This window comes from Haloferula sp. A504 (genome assembly GCF_044385805.1).
In the GTDB taxonomy this organism is placed as follows: Bacteria; Verrucomicrobiota; Verrucomicrobiia; order Verrucomicrobiales; family Akkermansiaceae; genus Haloferula.
The window spans coordinates 36341-52342 of the sequence record NZ_JBISBU010000002.1; the positions used below are offsets into that span (position 1 = coordinate 36341).

Here is a 16002-nt window from a genome sequence, read left to right on the forward strand (position 1 = left end):
GCCCCGCACCGCTCATTCGGCAACCTGCAACTTACCGTCCACGCAGCCGCTGCCGGTGATATTCGGCCCGGAGTTCCCGCAGGTCGCGGCGGGCCGATGCGAGACCTTCGCGGTCCAGACCGATCCGGGGCTCCGACAGTTCGGTGAAGATGGACCATCCCCCTTCGTAGAGCCTCGCCGCCTCCTCGTGGGGCAGGCCGCCATAGAGAAAAATCCGGCGAAGCCGGCGCTTGGCCTCCTCGTATCGGTCTCCCTCCGGATCCGCCAAGGCCGCCATGTAGTAGCCGACGGCTTCCTCGCGCATGTCCACCTCCATCCCCTCGAGCTCGCCGGCGACGTCGAAGAGCAGCTCTCCGATCCGGCTCTTCGGGATGCGGGTCGCCGCCCCTTGCAGGCTGGCTTCGGAGAGCCCCCGGCGGGCGTTCCCGGCAGCGGTGTCGCCGGGAATGACACGACCGACGGACCGCGCGGACGATTCGTTCCGGGCCGATTGCAGGCGAATCGCCGACTGCCTGCGGCCAGACTGAAGTCGGGTGTTTTCTGGACGCTTTCCACCCTGCAGCTCCATCCTGCCTGATCGCAATCCATCGCCACCCTCCAGCCCCCGGCTCCCTTGGAGTCCCCCGGATCGCGGTTCGGCCTCCGCCGACAACATGAGTCCGAGCACCACCGCCGGAACGATGCCGCCATAAAACCCACGTTCACTTGGGAAGAAAGATAACACGCTCCTCTCAGGTTAGGCGACGCTCCCAGGGAGCCAAGGCCTTTTCGGGGTTGGTCCGGGGTTCCGCCCCCACCCTTGCCTTGAAGGCATCCTCCGCTAAACTCCGCCCCAACATGAGGCGCTTCCCAATCCCAACGGCGATCCTGCTCCTGACCGCAACGGTCGCCCGCGCCGCCGAGGAAGGCGATGCCGGCACCCCCGCGCGCGAGTTCGATTTCATGGAGATCGTCGAAAAGGGCGGCGTGATGATGTACCCGCTGGCCGTGCTCTCGGTCTCGGCGATGGTGCTCATCCTTCTCTACCTCCTGACCATCCGCCGCAACGCCGTCGTCAGCGACCGCTTCATGAACACGGCGGAGGCCATGATCCGCAAGCGCGACTACCTCGGGTTGATCAGCCACAGCCACCGCCAGAACCAATGCATGGCGCGGATCACCCAGAAGAGCCTCGAGTTCATGACAAAGAACAGCTCGGCGACCTTCGGCGAGGTCCGCGAAATCGCCGAGTCGGAGGGTTCGCGCCAGGCCGGCATGCTCAGCTCGCGCATCACCTACCTCGCCGACATCGGATCGATCGCGCCGATGGTCGGCCTGCTCGGCACCGTGATCGGCATGATCAAGTCCTTCCTCGAAATCTCCGGCGGAGCCTTCGAGGGCGTGCGGCAGATGAAACTGGCCGAAGGTGTTTCGGAGGCTCTGGTCACGACGGCAACCGGCCTGGTCGTCGGCATCCCGGCGCTCGTCTTCTACTCGATCTTCCGCGGACGAGTACAGAAATACGTGTCCGAACTCGAGGCCGCCACCACCCACCTGATGGCGATGCTCCACGCGCAGGTCCAGCGCGAGCGACCGCAGCGCGAGCCGGCCCCCGAGCAGCGCCGCTCGGATGACTACGCGATGCCCGTTCCTTCCCCGCTGGCCGACGACCGTCCCGATCTTCACGGCATCTGATGAAGTTCCAGAACCGAGAGCCGCAACCCGCGGCGATGCAGATGGCACCGATGATCGACATCGTGTTCCTGCTGCTGATCTTCTTCATCGTCACCTGGCAGTTCTCGCGCGAGGAAATGGACCTCAAGATCGCGGTGCCCAGTTCCGAGGAGGGGGCCGATCCCAAGCGGGTGCTCGGCGAGATCGTGCTCAACGTGCGCACCGACGGTTCGGTATCGGTGTGGGGCGAGACCAAGACCAAGGATCAGCTCAAGGAGACCCTCGCCGCCATCGCCACCCAGCACAAGAACCAGCCGGTGCGGGTCCGCGGCGATGCCACCACGCCCTTCCAGAAGATCGTCGAAGTCATCGACACCTGCCAGCAGGCCGGCATCTGGAACATTTCCTTCGCCACCCAGCGACCCGAGACCGGGAACTAGGAATCTCTCGTCGTGAAAAAGGGATCGATTATCGCCATCGTCTGACGCCTCCCGACACCTTATGGAGGTCGTCGACATCTGCCGAGAAGCCGGCATTCAGGAGATTTCCTTGGCAACGAGAACTCCGGAGAACGCTGAGTAGCCGGGGATCCGTCGTTCGACGACTTGCAAATCGATCCCATATCCCGACACTTCCACCATGCGCCACACGCTGCTTCTGCTGCTTTTCCCGACCCTTCTGGCTGCCCAGGAGGTGCCTCGCGCGCAGCCGGTGGACCCGACCCTGCAGCCCAACGCACCGGTCGATTCCTTCCAGCACGGCCGGAATGTCTACGAGTCGGCCAAGCGCTCGAGCGGCCCGGTCCAGCGTGACCTCTACTTCCGCTCGATCGAGATCTTCGTCCGCTACCTCAACCAGTTCCCGAACCACCCCAACGCCGAACCGGCCTGGTGGTATCTCGGCGAGTCCTACTACGCCGTCGGCCGGGTCGAGGATGCCAAGCGCTGCTTCCACTCGCTGCTCAACCGCTTCGGTCGCGGTCGCTACGCCGCCGCCGCCGCCTACAAGCTGGCCGCCGATCATTTCAACAACCGCGAATATGCCCTCGCCGCGACTCTTTTCGACAAGCTGGCCACGATCGCGACCAAGCCGGCCGAACGCCAGCGCGGGCTCTACTACGCCGGCCTGAGCTATGAACTGATGGGCCGCGGCAAGCAGGCCCAGGGCTACTTCCGCTCGGTCATCGAGGATCCCGAACAAGAGAACCCCTACATCGACAAGGCACGCATCGGCTACGGCAAGTTGCTCGCCGCCGACGGGAAGCTGGACGACGCGCTGCGCCTGCTCGATCAGGTCGCCGTGTCCCGCGCGACGCTCAAGCTGCGCGGCGAGGCCGCCCTGCACGCCGGCGCGGTCGCCGCCCGCCTCGGCGACAGCAAACGCTCCGACCTCTACTTCGACCTCATTCTCAAGACGCCCGGGATGGAGGACTACCGCCCGGATGCCCAGATCGCCATGATGGCGGCCCGCTTCGACCAGAAGCGGTACAGCGATGTCGTCTCGATCTTCCAGCGCAGCACCGATCGCAGCGAGGGCGAACGCGAGGCCCGCCGCCTGATGCTGGCGGCCCGGGCATTCATGATGCTGGACCGCAACGCCGAAGCGCTGCCGCTTTTCCGCGAGGTCGAGCGGCTGCAGGATGCGGATTCGAAGTATGCCTTCGACGCCACCTACTACCGGCTCCTTTGCTTCTACCGCATCGAGGGTCGTCACGTGCTCGACCAGGTCGAGGCCTTCCTCCAGCTCTATCGCAAAAAGCATCCGCGCGACCCGAAGATCCACACCGCCCTGCTGATGAAGGCGGAAACGCTCTACGCCGAAGGCAAACCGGCGGAGGCCGCGGATACCTACCGCGACATCGACCCGGCCGCGATCTCGGAGAAGAACCGCAAGGGGATGCTCTACCAGCGTGGACGCTGCCTCGCCGAGGCGGGCGATCCCGAGGGGGCGATCGGATCGCTCGACGCCTTCCTCACCGCCTATCCCGACGACGAGCGCGCCCCTCTGGCGCTCGCCGCCCGTGGCCGGGCCCTCGCCACCACCGGTGCCACCGGCAAGGCGCTCGAGGACTTCCGGAAGATCATCGAGCTCACCGAGGATCCCAAACTCCTGAGCCTGGCCTACCTCGAGGGCGCGGCCATCCACAAGCAACGCAACGAGCTTGAAGCCATGGTCGCGCGTTACCGCGAGTTTCTGGAAAAGGTCGGGAATGCCGACTCCGCCGCCACCGCCAAGGCCTCCTACTGGGCCGGCTGGGGCATGGTGAAGACCAACCGCGGGGGCGAAGCCATCCCGTATCTTGAAAAGGCGCGCGAGCTGGCACCCGAGCTCTATTCGAAGCACGCCGGACTGCTGCTGTGCCTGGTTCATCTCGCCGAGAAAAGCCCGACTCCGCTCATCACCGAAGTCGGCAAGGCGATCGAAGGCGACTACGCCGGCGATCTGCCCGAGCCGCTCATCCGCTGGGCCGCCGACCAGGCCTTCAACGCCGACGACTTCATCAATGCGGCGCGCTTCTACGACCTCATCGCCGATGACGAAAATCCGGAACTGGTGGTCAAGGAGGTGTGGCGCTTCCTCGGCAAGGCCCGCATCCGCGCCGGCGATCCGGCCGGGGCCCTCAGCGCCATCGAGCATGCCCTTGCCGCCGAGCAGGAACCCGCCTGGCGCGCCGACACGCTGGCCGACAAGGGCCAGGCCTTGCTCGACCTGAAGCGCTTCGACGAAGCCACCAAGGCCGTGGAGGAAGGGCTCAGCCTGCGCCCCGAAGGCCGGGTGGGTGCCGCCCTACACCTCGTCCGGGGAGACATCCTGATGGCCGAAGGAAAGCCCCCGGAGGAAGCCGTCCGCTCCTACATTCTCCCCGTCCAACTCATGGACGACAACGACCGCATCGTGAAACCCAAGGCGCTCTACAAGCTCATCGCCGCCCTGGAAAAAGCCGGCAAGTCGGAGGACGCCGAACAGTACCGCCAGCAACTCCAGAGCAAGTATCCCGACTGGGAACCGGAGGAGTAAAAGCTGAAACGCTGAAATCCTGAAAAGCTGAAAACATCCGGGGAGCGCATTCCTTTGTCGAATTTCAGCGTTTCAGAATTTCAGTTTTTCAGCTTTTACCAAAGCACCCACGCCGTCCACGCGACCGAGCAGATGATCAGCCCGAGGGCGATCCCTCCGGCCACACGGTCGAGCCCGGTCTCGGTCGGTCGCCGCGCCGACGACGAACCCGGGAACACGGCAAAGGCATAGGCCATCCCGGCCAGCACGCCTCCTCCGTGCGCGCCGTTGTCGATGAAGGCAAAGCCGACCAGGCCGATCGCCGCGGTCAGCAGCAGCCCGGCAAGCAGGCGACGCCGCGAACTCTCCGGCACCAGCGGCCGGTGCATCCACTCGAAGACGAGCAGGAAGCCGAGCATCCCGAGCAGGCCGCCCGATGCCCCGAGCGACGGTTTGTCCGGCAGAAACCAGGCCGAAGCCTCACCGCCGATCCATGCCGCCAGCACGAAGACGAGAGGCACGTGCGGCCAGCGCACCAGCACCTCCATGCGCCGGCCCAAATAAGCCAGCGCCGAGACATTGAAGAGGAAATGGATGAGGTTGCCGTGGAGAAACGGTGCCGTGGCAAGGCGCCACCAGTCGGCCGGCCGCCCGCCTTCCTTGACCAGCCCGGCCCGGGCCACCGTCTCGCCGATGCCTCCGGGAGCCAGCCACTGGATGACCCCGATCACCCCGAATAGAATGATCAGACCGCGGGTCACCGGTGCCTTCTGGCGCATCAGCCACGTTTCGAACCGCAGCCCGATGAGGTCGGGCTCGAGTTCGCCCTCGACCCAGCTCCGGGCACGGCGCAGGCGCTTCCTGCCCTGGTACCAGGGGAAAAAACCCAGCGCGAGGAACAAGAGAATCCCGAGCCCCAGGGGACCAAAACCGAGGACCGGTTTGCCGGTGGTCAGGGAATACAGGCCGAGCAGCACGAGAAATCCCCCGAAGATCATCATCTGCCGCCGCCCTTCCTCGATCTCCCACTCGGCCCAGCGGATCCTCGCCTCCTTCAGGGCCGGGTGCAGTTCCGGCAACTCCTCGGGCAACACGAGGTGCGTGTGATCCGGGGTCCACACCAGATCCACACGCGCCCCGGCATCGTCGACGATGGCCGAGGTCAGGCCCTCAAAGCTCGAGCTGGGGTGGCGCCGCCCTTTCCGGTCCATCCAGCCCCAACCTTCGCCCGCTCGGGGAAAGGCCTCGGGCCGGGCCCAGATCGGCAGGTCCGTTGGCGCGGGTTCGCTCATTTCTATCGGCCTAGCGTCTCCGGACTCCCGAACTGTTGGAATGAAAAAGGGCGCACTTCCGTGCGCCCTTCAAGAATGGTGTGGGCCACTCAGGGCTGCTCGCCGGCCTCTCCGGCTCCGGCATCGCCACTGGCTGGCGGCGTCCCGGCAGCAGGTTCTTCAACCGGAGACTCCTCCGCGGGAGCCTCTTCCGCGGCAGGCTCTTCAGCAGGAGCCTCTTCGGCGGCAGGCTCGGTGGTTTCCGTCGCCGTGCCGGCTGGATCGCCGGCCGAAGACTCGTCGGCATCCGGAGACTCGGTCGTCCCTTCCGCAGGCTCGGTGGACTCGACGGACGGATCCGTTTCCCCGGCGGAATCCGTTTCGCCTGGATCGAGCTGGCCCTCGAGCGACTCCTCAAGCGAGGGCGTCTCTGCGGGCTCTTCGACCGGTTCCTCCACCGGCGGGGTCACGACCTCCTCTTCGGCGGGCGTTTCCTCGACCACCATCGAACTGGCATTGCCCCGCTCGTTCTTGCGGGCAAAGAGGATGGCCAGCGTCAGCGTGAGAATGAAGAACAGGGATCCAAGATAGACGGTGCCCTTCTGGAGCACGTTGGTCGTCCGCGCGCCGAACATCTGGTCGGTCATGCCCGAACCAAAGGCGGCACCGAGGCCTTCCTGCTTGGGGCGCTGCATCAGGATCAGCAGGCTCATCAGCAGCGCCGTGATGACGAAGAGAATCAGCAGCAGGTTGATGCTGATCGAAAGCCAGTCGATGGACGCGAGAATCATGGGGGCGGGAAACTGTCAGAGGGTCCCGGGCTTGTAAAGCGGGCTTTTGCCCCGGAACCCGGGAGCATTCAGCGACCGGAGCGGACGATGTTGTTGTTGGCGTCGAGCACCAGCTTGACCGGCTCGATCGGTGTTTCACTGAGTGCGAAGGCCATGATGGTCAGGCGCTCGCCCTTCTTGATGCGGTTGGCGGCTCCGCCATTGACCAGAATCTTGCCGGTTCCCGGCTCGCCGGGCAGCACGTAGGTTTCGAGCCGGGCGGTGGTGTCGATCGATGCCACCAGCACCTTCTCGCCGGGCCACAGGTCGGCCTCCTTCATCAGATCCCTGGGGATCTCGATGCTGCCCTCGTAGTCGACGATCGAATCGGTGACGACCGCCTGGTAGAGCTTGGACTTGAGCACCTGACGGAGCATGGCGCCGGGACGGAACCACCCGCGCCCCCCCGGGTCAAGCGCCAAGCAGCCACTAAGGTGGTGGCGGGAACCAGCCGGACCCTCACGCGCGGGCACTTGCAAGATCCCCCGTTCCTGCTTCCCTTTCCCTGCCCATGAAACTCCTGCTGCTGCCGCTGCTGCTCCTGATGCCGGTTTTCGGGGACCAGGCGGCCTTTCTCCGCAAGGCCGAGCAGTGGATGGCATCGACCGAAGCCTCCAAGCGCCAGGCCGCCTACCGTACCTGGCTTCAGATGGGACCCGAGGCGATGCCGAAATACGAGACCTCCCTCGAACGCGCCCGGCGCTACCATCAGGACGCCATCGACAAGCTCGCCGCCGGCCCGCGCAACCGGCCGAATCCCTACGCCGGGCACGAACTCTCCGACGACGCCCTCAGGGTCGAGCGCGAGCGCATCCTTCCGCTGATCCGCACCGATTGGAAAAAGGAGCCGAAACAGATCGCGATGCTGCGCGACGAGATGGCCACCCTCGACGACCTGCACAAGGAACTCGAACGATCCGCCAAGGTCGACACCACCGACTTCGACCAGGCCGTCGAGGGGCACCTCGAGGCACTTTTCGAAATCCACCGCGAGCTCGAGCGCTTCGATCCCGAGGCCGACAGCCGCGACCTCGACGACGACGAACTCCGCGAGTACGTGCTCGAGGATCATCTTGAAGCGTCACACCTCGAGGAGTTGCGCCGCCGCTTCGAGCAAACCCGGGAGTTCCTGGCCGCCCACGAAGCCGCCAAGGAGTCGAATGCCGGCCACGGCAACTGGGCTTCGGGGACGATGAAGACCTTTGCCGAAATCCTCAATCGCGAGCGCCTCCTGCTCGGGCTGCAGCCCCTGCGCATGGACGAAAAGCTCTCCGACGCCGCCAGGGGCCATTCCGAAGACATGGCGCGCCTGGGATTCTTCGCCCACGAGTCCCCGGTGCCCGGAAAGAAAACCCCCTGGGATCGCGCGAAGAAGGCCGGGTTCGAAGGCCGCGGCACCGGCGAGAACATCTACATGGGCTCCCCCGAGGCCCAGGCCGCCTACGACGCCTGGTTTGCCTCCGACGGACACCGTTTCATCATGCACGCCGCCGGCCCCGACACCCTCGGCGTCGGCATCTCCGGCCGCCACTGGACGATGATGACGGGGAGGAAATGAATCGTTCGGAACCTCCGCGATTTCAAACCGCAAAGAACGCAGAGATCGCAAAGATCATCTTGGTGATTGGCTTCTTGCAAATTTGCGGATCTCGAATTGATAGGATCCGAAGTTGATCAGGAGCCCGTGCTCCAATTTTGCGGATTTCAGATAGCCAAGGATCTGGGCCGTGTGCTCCGGAGCGAGTTTTTTCACGGCCTTCAGTTCGAGAATCAGGATGTCCTCGACCAGGATATCTGCAAAGTAGTGGCCGATGGGCGTCCCGTCTTCGTCGAAGACATCGATCTCCCGCTGCTGCTCAGCCTTCAGCCCCAGCTTCCGCAATCTGTGCGCCAGAGCATTCTCATAGACTTTCTCCAAATGCCCGTGCCCATGATAGACGTGGATGTAGTAAGAAGTCTGCCGCACGCGGTCACACAGGTCTTTGATTTTCGGTTCCATGACCCCGAAAAGGGAATCTCCCGGTCTTGGTTCATCAAGCATCTCTGCCTCTTTTCTGCGATCTCTGCGTTCTTTGCGGTTCATCCTCCCCCCCCAACCAGCCCCCAACCCCGAATCGACATCGGCCTGATCCCTGCTTCACTCCCCCCGACCGATGACTTCCTCGAAACGCGCTGAACTCCGCCTGCAGGGCTTCGACCTGATCGATGACAAGCTGCAGTTCCTGATCGGCTGCCTCACCGACGCCCTCGGCGCCCTCGGCGAGGAGGAGCTGGTCCGTTACATGCCGTGGTCGGGAAACGCTCCCGAGGATGCGCCGCCCGAGGGACTCCAGCAGCTCTACTCGATCGGCTTCCAGCTCCTCAACATGGTCGAGGAACGGGTTGCCGCCGCGATCCGCCGGGAACGCGAGAAGGAACTCGGCGCCGAATCGATCCGCGGCCTCTGGCCGCGTGCACTGAAAGACATGGGCGAGACCGGGCTTTCCCCGGAGGAAATCATCGCCGTGCTGGCCGACGTCGATGTCCAACCGGTCCTCACCGCCCACCCGACCGAGGCCAAGCGCAGTTCCGTGCGCGAACGCCACCGCTCCCTCTACGATGACCTCGTCCGCTCGGAATACCCGAAATACACCGAGCGTGAACGCCGCCGACTGCGCGAAAAGATCGTCACCTCGCTGGAAACCCTGTGGCGCACCGGTGAGATCCACCTGGTGCGACCGGATGTGTTCCGCGAGCTGCGCGACGCGATCCACTACCTCCGCGACCTGTTCCCGTCCGCGCTTGATCGGCTCGACCTCCACTTCACCGAAGCCTGGCGCGATGCCGGCTTCCCGTTGTCGTTGCTGCGCTCGGCCGGCAACGTGCCCAACCTCTCCTTCGGCACCTGGATCGGTGGCGACCGCGACGGCCACCCGCTGGTCACCCCGGAGGTCACCCGCAAGGCGCTCGGCATGCTGCGCACCGGCGCCTTCCAGCTGCTGCACCGCGAGCTGACCCAGCTGGCCACCCAGCTCACCCTGTCGCGCCACCTCAACGAGGTCCCCGACGAACTCGAAACACGCATCGACGAGCTGGCATTCACCCTCGGTGACGAAACGACCGCCAACGAGCTGCACACCCGTTTCAACGAGGAACCGTGGCGTCATCTGGTGGCGCTGATGGCCGCCCGCATCCAGCGCCAGATCGACGGTCATCCGGGATACCCCGGTCCGGCCTCGCTGCTCGCCGACCTCGACCTGCTCTCGAAGACCATCCGCGGCACCGGCTGCACGCTCATCGAGGAACAGTATCTCCGTCCGCTGCGCCACAAGCTGGAGATCTTCGGCTTCCACCTCGCCACACTCGACGTCCGCCAGAACTCCGAGTTCCACGACCAGGCGATCTCGCAACTTCTCACCGCCGCCGGAATCGAGGACGGGGAAAACTACGCGACGTGGCCCGAGGAAAAGCGCGTCGACTTCCTCACCCGCGAGCTCGAGTCGCCGCGGCCCTTTCTTCACGACTCCGCCAGGGCGGGCGAGCAGGCCGATCTCGTGCTCGACGCCTACCGGGTCCTCGTCGCTCATCGCCAGGAACACGACAACCGGGGCCTCGGCGCGCTGATCGTCTCGATGACTCGCCAGCTCTCCGACCTGCTCGGCGTCTATCTGCTGGCCCGCGAGGCCGGGCTGACCATCGAGAAGAACGGCGGCCTGACCTGCCCCCTGGAGGTGGTTCCCTTGTTCGAAACCATGGACGACCTCGAGCGCGCGCCGGGAATCCTTTCGGCCTTCCTCGAGCATCCCGTCGTCCGTCGCCGCGAGGCCGACGGCCAGCAGGTCATGCTCGGCTACTCCGACTCGAACAAGGACTGCGGCATCCTCACCGCCGCATGGTCGCTGCATCGCGCCCAGGAAGAGCTCACCGAAGTGGGCCGCAAACACGGGGTGCCGCTTCGTTTCTTCCACGGCCGGGGCGGCACCATCTCCAGAGGCGCCGGCCCGACCCACTGGTTCATGGCCGCCCTGCCGCATGGCTCGCTGGCCGGCGGCTTCCGCATGACCGAGCAGGGCGAAACCATCGCCCAGAAGTACGCCAACCTCGCCAACGCCACCTACCACCTCGAACTGCTGCTCGCCGGGGCCGCCTGCACGACGGCCGATCACCGCCAGCCGAAGACCAAGGACGACCCCGCCGACGAACTGTTTCCCGCCCTCTCGAAGGCCAGCCAGAAGGCCTACCGGGACCTGCTCCACGCCGAGGGTTTCATCGACTTCTACCGTCAGGTCACGCCCATCGATGCGCTCGAAAACTCCCGCATCGGGTCGCGCCCCGCCCGCCGCACCGGCAAGAAGGGCCATTCCATCTCCGACCTCCGCGCCATCCCCTGGGTCTTCTCGTGGACCCAGGCCCGCTTCTACCTGCCGGGCTGGTACGGCGTCGGCACCGCCCTCCAGACCCTGAAGGACGAGAATCCGGACGAGTTCGCCCGGCTCAAGGCCGCCGTTCCCGAGTCGCCGTTCATCTCCTACATCCTGACCAACGTCGAAACCAACCTCGCCTCCGCCAATCTCGAGCTGATGGGCGAGTATGCCGCGCTGGTTGCCGACGAGGACCTGCGCAAGCGCTTCATGGACCGCATCACCACCGAATTCCACCGCACGCGCGAATACCTCGCCGAGCTCTTCGATGGCGACATGCAGAAGCGGCGCCCCCGCATGGCCAAGACGCTCGACATCCGCGAGGAGCCGCTGCAAGTCCTCCACCGTCAGCAGATCGCCCTCCTGGCCGAATGGCGCGGCCTGCTCGCCGCCGGCGAGGAAAGGCAGGCCGACGAGCTTTTCCCACGACTCCTGCTCTCGATCAACGCCATCTCCTCCGGCCTCCGGACCACGGGTTGATCAGGCGCAGGGGCGTCCACTTCGCCCTTCCAACCGGAGGATTTCCCTCCAAACTGCGCCTCCCGTGAAAGCCCTTGCCCTGCTCCTCGCCCTCGCTCTTCCCGTCGTCGCCCAGGACCCGATCGTTCCCGAAACTCCGGCACTTTCACCCGATGCCGGCGACGGTCCCGCCAAGGAAGCGCTGGCACTCTTCAATCAGGGCCGTCATCGCGACGCGGTCGAAGCCGCCCGCCCGCTGGCGGAAGAGGGAGACGCCGACGCGTTGTTCCTCCTCGGCTATGCGGCCGAAACCGGACAAGGCATCCTCGCTTCGCGGGAAGAGGCCCTCGATTTCTACCGCAAGGCGGCCGCGAAGGATCATCAGGAGGCCACCTATCGCCGGGCACTGATCCTCCTCAACTCCAAGGACAAGGCCGAGCGCGAAACCGGCCGCAAGGTGCTCGAAGCCGCCTCCGAAACCGATCCGGGCACGGCGGGCCGGATCCTCGGCGAGGCGTGGTTGCGCGGCCTCCCCGAGGGCAAGGCCGACTTCGAGAAGGCCGCCAAGTGGTGGACCAGCGCCAGCGAAGCGGGCGACACCACCGCCCTTCTCCTGCTCGCCCGGCTCTACAGCGGCAACTTCGGTTTCGCTGAAAAGGCGGATGCCGCCAAGGCCCTCGAACTCTATCAGAAAGCCGCCGACCTCGGCGAGAAGGCCGCCTACCTCCCGCTCGGCTCCCGCCTCCTGAACGGCGACGAGGCACTCCGGGATGAGGCCAAGGGCCGCGAATGGCTGGCCAAGGCCATCGAGACCGACCAGCCGGCGGCATGGCTCGCGATCGGCGACTTCGAGGAGACCGTCAAGGAAGACGACAAGGCCGCTTACCTCGCCTACCTGAAGGGGGCCGACGCCGAGCAGCAGGACTGCATGCTGCGGGTCGCCGGCATGCTCTACAACGGCCGCGGGGTGGAGGAGGACAAGGCCGCCGCCACCCGCTGGCTCGAGAAGTCCGCCGAACTCGGAAACGCCCAGGCCCACCTCGAACTCGCCAACCTCGCGTCGGCCGGAGAAAACCCCGACCTGCTCACGGCTTACCGCCATCTGGTCGCGGCCGCCGATGGAGGCCTGGCGACCGCCCAAAACGAGCTCGGACTGCTCTACGTGTCGGGAAATCTTGGCGCAGCCGACGGGCCGGCCGCGGTCGCGTGGTTCACGCGTGCGGCGAAGGCCGGCATGGCCGCCGCGCAGAACAACCTCGCCACCCTCTACGAACGGGGTGCCGGAGTTGCGCTCAACTACGGCAGTGCCGGCGAACTCTACAGCCTCGCCGCGAACCAGGGGCATGCCGAGGCCACCACCGCCCTGGCCCGGATGCACGCCCTCGGTCTCGGCACCGAGCCCGACCTCGCCAAGGCGTGGGCCCTCGCCACGATCGCCGTGGAGCGGGGAGACGAGAATGCCAAGTCCCTGCTCGGCGAGCTCTCACCCCGGCTGACACCCGAGCTGCTGACCGAAGCGAAAAAGCAACTCGAAGAGCTGAAAGCTCCGAAGACCGAGGAAGAAGAAGACGCACCCGAGGAACCCTGACCCTTCCGTCTTGAAAGTCCTCATCACCGCCGGCCCCACGCGCGAGCCGCTCGACCCGGTCCGCTACCTGACCAACCGTTCGTCCGGCAAGATGGGCTATGCCCTCGCACAGGCCTTCGCCGATGCCGGCCACCAGGTTCTGCTGGTTTCGGGACCGAGCCAACTCGACGTCCCTCCCGGCGTCGATTTCCTGCCGATCGAAACGGCCGATGAGATGCACCAGGCGGTCGCCCGCCATCTTCCCCGCATGGAGGCGGCCGTGTTCGCCGCGGCCGTGGCCGACTACCGTCCCGCGACCGTGGCCGGGCAGAAAATCAAGAAGGCAGGCGAAACGCTGACCCTCGAGCTCGTGCGCACCCCCGACATCCTCGGCGAGGCACGGGATAAAATGGGCTTCGACGGGATCCTGGTCGGCTTCGCCGCCGAAACCGAGAACCTCGAGGCCAACGCCCGCGACAAACTCGGGCGCAAGCGCTGCGATCTCATCGTCGCCAACGATGTCTCGAAGCCGGACATCGGCTTCGACTCGGACCGCAACGAACTTCTCCTGGTCTTCCCCGAACACACCGTCGCCCTTCCCGAAGACGAGAAGCACCACCTCGCCCGCCACGTGGTGAAGGAGATCGAATTGCTCGCGGCCGGCCGGAAAAGCTGAATCGCCCGCCCTTTTTCGCGCTGGTCAATTGCCGGCCCAACCCCAAGCGTCCACGCCGCCCATGCTGAAGCACGCCCCAACCGCCAAGCGCCCGCGCCTCGGCTTCATCGACCTGGCCCGGGCCGTGGCCATCCTGCTGATGCTCGAGGGGCACTTTGTCGACATCACCCTGGCCGACGAGTGGCGTCACGGCGATGGCACCTTCTTTGCGATCTGGCAGCACCTTCGCGGACTGGCGGCACCCATGTTTTTCACGGTCACCGGGCTGATCTTCGCCTTCCTGCTTCAAGGTTCCAGCGAGCCGGGATTCTGGCGGAAGCGCCGCGTCCGCCGGGGACTGCGCCGGGTCGGTGAACTCCTTTTCTGGGGATACCTGCTGCAGATCAACCTGATGTATCTGCCCAAGGTCCTCGAGTCCGGACCCACCCTGCGCATGGGTGCCTTTCACGTCCTCCAGTGCATCGCCACCGGGCTGCTGGTCATCCTCGCGCTGTATGGCCTGGCAGGACGCCTCGGAAGAAAGGCCCTCGCGCTGCTCTTTGCCGCAGGCGGATTCTCGATCTTCGCGGCTTCGATCCTGCTGGCCAACCACGACGGATTCCTCCCTGCCAACGCCCCCCTCGCGATCCAGAACGCCATCCACGGCCCCGTCGGCCCGTTTCCGATCTCGCCCTGGCTCGGTTTCACCCTCTACGGCGGAGCCATCGGCATCGCCCTGCAGGCCTACGGCAGGGTCAGCCGCCGCTTGGCCGGAGCATTCCTCGCCGCCGGCACCGGGCTCGCGTTGTTCGGCTGGAGCTTCGACCACTCCTTCGGCAACCTTTGGCTGGAGGTCACCGGGCATGCCGCGGATGGCCGCACCCTCCCCACCCTTTTTCACGGTCGGTTCGGTGAGATCCTCGTGATCCTCGGCCTCCTGATCTGGATCGAACGTCAGTTCGCCGGCGTCCCCGAATGGCTGCAGACCATCGGTCGCAACACCTTTCCGATCTACGTCGGCCACGTCATCCTCCTCTACGGCGGCATCTTCGGCATTGGTCTCGACGACTGGCTGCGCAATTCCCTCAACCCGTGGCAGGCGGCCCTGGGTGCCGTCCTGTTCTGCGCCCTCTTCGGCTACGCCGTCCAGTGGACCGGACCGATGACCCTCCGCTGGCGCGACTGGCGCCTCGCCAGCTCGGCCTCCTGAGCCGTGGCGCAAGGTTGCACCTTGCGAATGCCAGGCAAAGCTCCCGCTTTGCCGCCCCGGACCGGAAAAATTCATCGGCACCTTGCTCGATCACCTCCGCCCAGAATTCTCAATGCCGAGGCGCCCGGCCGACCATTCCATTCGACATTTAACATTTGTCATTCGTCATTGGAGGCGCAGCCTCCCCCCGTGACCGATCTCGAACTGACCATCCACGCCGCCCACGAGGCCGGGAAGCTGCTTCGCGAACACTTCGGCCGCCCGGCCGACGTCGACGAGGCCCACCACCACGACATCAAGCTCGCCCTCGACCGCCAGTCGCAGGACCTCATCGAGGGCATCCTTCTCGGCGCCCGCGAGGGCGACGCCTTCTACGGCGAGGAAGGCATCGGCGGGACCGCCGGGTCGAACCGTCAGTGGATCGTCGACCCCATCGACGGCACCGTGAACTTCTTCTACGGCATCCCGCACTTCTGCGTCTCGATCGCCCTGCGGGTCGATGACGAGGTGGTCCTCGGCGTCATCCACGATCCGATCGTCGGGGAGACCTGGACGGTCGAGAAGGGCGGCGAGCCGATGCTCGACGGGAAACCGATCCGCTGCAGCAGCCGCGACAAACTCGAGGAGAGCGTGCTCTTCATCGGCTGCGGCAAGGACGAGGAGGCGCTTCGTGTCGGGCTCGAGCGCTTCCGCAAGGCCTCGGTGCGCGCCCGCAAGATGCGCATGATGGGCTCCGCCGCGCTGGGCCTCGCCTACATCGCCACCGGGCGCCTCGACTCCTACGTCGAGTCCCGTATTTCCCTGTGGGACATCGCGGCGGGCAAACTCCTCGTCGAAGCCGCCGGCGGCAAGGTCGACCTCGGCCCCTCCGACAAGGAGGACGCCTGGTCCATCGTCGCCACCAATGGCAAAATCCCGATTGAAGAGATTCTGTAAACGGCCTGCAACCGTGATGGTCGA

At 65.6% G+C, this 16002-nt stretch carries 14 protein-coding genes; 9 read left to right on the forward strand and 5 right to left on the reverse strand.

Annotated elements, in window-relative coordinates; all coding sequences use genetic code 11:
- Positions 1–31 precede the first annotated feature (31 nt).
- Positions 32–568 (reverse strand): hypothetical protein, encoded by a 537-nt coding sequence (locus tag ACG2LG_RS01180; RefSeq protein WP_396255612.1) that lies wholly within the window; start codon positions 566–568, stop codon positions 32–34.
- Between the two features lie 269 nt (positions 569–837).
- Here ACG2LG_RS01180 and ACG2LG_RS01185 point away from each other — a divergent pair, with 269 nt between their 5' ends.
- The 3 genes from ACG2LG_RS01185 to ACG2LG_RS01195 all read left to right on the forward strand — a co-directional run bounded on the left by ACG2LG_RS01185 (position 838) and on the right by ACG2LG_RS01195 (position 4671).
- A complete protein-coding gene (locus ACG2LG_RS01185; RefSeq protein ID WP_396255613.1) occupies positions 838–1674 on the forward strand; it encodes a MotA/TolQ/ExbB proton channel family protein in 837 nt (278 codons plus the stop codon).
- Positions 1674–2093: an ExbD/TolR family protein gene (locus ACG2LG_RS01190; RefSeq protein ID WP_396255615.1), complete on the forward strand. Its 420-nt coding sequence runs from the start codon at positions 1674–1676 to the stop codon at positions 2091–2093. The genes ACG2LG_RS01185 and ACG2LG_RS01190 overlap by 1 nt, the downstream gene beginning before the upstream one ends.
- A gap of 199 nt (positions 2094–2292) precedes the next feature.
- Complete coding sequence (locus ACG2LG_RS01195) at positions 2293–4671, forward strand: tetratricopeptide repeat protein (RefSeq protein WP_396255617.1); 2379 nt, start codon at positions 2293–2295, stop codon at positions 4669–4671.
- Positions 4672–4766: 95 nt separating this feature from the next.
- Here ACG2LG_RS01195 and ACG2LG_RS01200 read toward each other — a convergent pair whose 3' ends face one another.
- The 3 genes from ACG2LG_RS01200 to ACG2LG_RS01210 form a co-directional block, all read right to left on the reverse strand.
- Complete coding sequence (locus ACG2LG_RS01200; protein ID WP_396255619.1) at positions 4767–5942, reverse strand: rhomboid family intramembrane serine protease; 1176 nt, start codon at positions 5940–5942, stop codon at positions 4767–4769.
- A gap of 89 nt (positions 5943–6031) precedes the next feature.
- Positions 6032–6712: a preprotein translocase subunit SecG gene (secG, locus tag ACG2LG_RS01205; RefSeq protein WP_396255620.1), complete on the reverse strand. Its 681-nt coding sequence runs from the start codon at positions 6710–6712 to the stop codon at positions 6032–6034.
- A gap of 68 nt (positions 6713–6780) precedes the next feature.
- Positions 6781–7128, reverse strand: coding sequence for an aspartate 1-decarboxylase (locus tag ACG2LG_RS01210; protein WP_396255622.1), 348 nt, complete (start codon positions 7126–7128; stop codon positions 6781–6783).
- A gap of 134 nt (positions 7129–7262) precedes the next feature.
- Here ACG2LG_RS01210 and ACG2LG_RS01215 point away from each other — a divergent pair, with 134 nt between their 5' ends.
- Positions 7263–8309, forward strand: coding sequence for a CAP domain-containing protein (locus ACG2LG_RS01215; RefSeq protein WP_396255623.1), 1047 nt, complete (start codon positions 7263–7265; stop codon positions 8307–8309).
- A 54-nt stretch (positions 8310–8363) separates the two neighbouring features.
- Here ACG2LG_RS01215 and ACG2LG_RS01220 read toward each other — a convergent pair whose 3' ends face one another.
- The gene (locus tag ACG2LG_RS01220; RefSeq protein ID WP_396255624.1) at positions 8364–8834 is read right to left on the reverse strand and encodes a GxxExxY protein; all 471 of its coding nucleotides are present in this window, start codon (positions 8832–8834) and stop codon (positions 8364–8366) included.
- 70 nt (positions 8835–8904) lie between these two features.
- Between ACG2LG_RS01220 and ACG2LG_RS01225 the strand changes: the two genes are divergently transcribed.
- The 5 genes from ACG2LG_RS01225 (at position 8905) to ACG2LG_RS01245 (ending at position 15978) form a co-directional block, all read left to right on the forward strand.
- The gene (locus ACG2LG_RS01225) at positions 8905–11631 is read left to right on the forward strand and encodes a phosphoenolpyruvate carboxylase (RefSeq protein ID WP_396255626.1); all 2727 of its coding nucleotides are present in this window, start codon (positions 8905–8907) and stop codon (positions 11629–11631) included.
- Positions 11632–11695: 64 nt separating this feature from the next.
- A complete protein-coding gene (locus tag ACG2LG_RS01230) occupies positions 11696–13198 on the forward strand; it encodes a tetratricopeptide repeat protein (RefSeq protein WP_396255627.1) in 1503 nt (500 codons plus the stop codon).
- 10 nt (positions 13199–13208) lie between these two features.
- Entirely contained in the window at positions 13209–13853 is a 645-nt protein-coding gene (locus ACG2LG_RS01235; RefSeq protein WP_396255629.1) for a phosphopantothenoylcysteine decarboxylase, read from the forward strand.
- A gap of 61 nt (positions 13854–13914) precedes the next feature.
- A complete protein-coding gene (locus ACG2LG_RS01240) occupies positions 13915–15042 on the forward strand; it encodes a heparan-alpha-glucosaminide N-acetyltransferase domain-containing protein (protein ID WP_396255631.1) in 1128 nt (375 codons plus the stop codon).
- Positions 15043–15231: 189 nt separating this feature from the next.
- Positions 15232–15978 (forward strand): inositol monophosphatase family protein, encoded by a 747-nt coding sequence (locus tag ACG2LG_RS01245; protein WP_396255632.1) that lies wholly within the window; start codon positions 15232–15234, stop codon positions 15976–15978.
- Positions 15979–16002 lie beyond the last annotated feature (24 nt).

Coding starts and splice junctions, on each gene's coding strand:
- ACG2LG_RS01180 (WP_396255612.1), bottom strand. CDS start 568: ATGGAGCTGCAGGGTGGAAAGCGTCCAGAAAACACCCGACTTCAGTCT.
- ACG2LG_RS01185 (WP_396255613.1), top strand. CDS start 838: ATGAGGCGCTTCCCAATCCCAACGGCGATCCTGCTCCTGACCGCAACG.
- ACG2LG_RS01190 (WP_396255615.1), top strand. CDS start 1,674: ATGAAGTTCCAGAACCGAGAGCCGCAACCCGCGGCGATGCAGATGGCA.
- ACG2LG_RS01195 (WP_396255617.1), top strand. CDS start 2,293: ATGCGCCACACGCTGCTTCTGCTGCTTTTCCCGACCCTTCTGGCTGCC.
- ACG2LG_RS01200 (WP_396255619.1), bottom strand. CDS start 5,942: ATGAGCGAACCCGCGCCAACGGACCTGCCGATCTGGGCCCGGCCCGAG.
- secG (WP_396255620.1), bottom strand. CDS start 6,712: ATGATTCTCGCGTCCATCGACTGGCTTTCGATCAGCATCAACCTGCTG.
- ACG2LG_RS01210 (WP_396255622.1), bottom strand. CDS start 7,128: ATGCTCCGTCAGGTGCTCAAGTCCAAGCTCTACCAGGCGGTCGTCACC.
- ACG2LG_RS01215 (WP_396255623.1), top strand. CDS start 7,263: ATGAAACTCCTGCTGCTGCCGCTGCTGCTCCTGATGCCGGTTTTCGGG.
- ACG2LG_RS01220 (WP_396255624.1), bottom strand. CDS start 8,834: ATGAACCGCAAAGAACGCAGAGATCGCAGAAAAGAGGCAGAGATGCTT.
- ACG2LG_RS01225 (WP_396255626.1), top strand. CDS start 8,905: ATGACTTCCTCGAAACGCGCTGAACTCCGCCTGCAGGGCTTCGACCTG.
- ACG2LG_RS01240 (WP_396255631.1), top strand. CDS start 13,915: ATGCTGAAGCACGCCCCAACCGCCAAGCGCCCGCGCCTCGGCTTCATC.